The 378-nt window shown below is 61.1% G+C and carries 1 protein-coding gene; it reads left to right on the plus strand.

What is annotated here, in order from left to right:
• Positions 1-16 precede the first annotated feature (16 nt).
• The coding region (locus U5A52_RS43140) for a paraquat-inducible protein A (protein WP_321940520.1) at positions 17-378 on the plus strand (362 nt) is incomplete at its 3' end.

Below are 378 nucleotides of genomic sequence, written 5' to 3' on the forward strand. Positions count from 1 at the left end.
CCTCTGGGTTCAAGGCATGTGGCCACTCGCTGTCCTGGTCGCCTGCCTGACCATCGTGTTTCCGTTTCTCGATCTTGCAGCGGTTCTCTACGTTACCGGACCTGTGCGCCTTGGCGTGGTTCCTCCCGCATTTTCAGCGGTGCTGCGTGTGCTGCAGTTCGTGCGGCCGTGGGTCATGATCGAAGTCCTGTTCCTCGGGGTCGTTGTTACTGCAACGAAGCTTGCCGACCGTGCATACGTCACCCCGGAGACGGCCCTCTTCGCGCTTTGCACGCTGCCGTTCATGCTCGCGGTCGTCATGGCATTCGAGCCACGTGCCCTCTGGCACATCCGCGAGACACTGTATGCGCGCGAATGCGATAACTTGCCAGTGCCACC

Source organism: Paraburkholderia sp. J8-2 (assembly GCF_905220195.1).
Classification (GTDB): domain Bacteria; phylum Pseudomonadota; class Gammaproteobacteria; order Burkholderiales; family Burkholderiaceae; genus Paraburkholderia.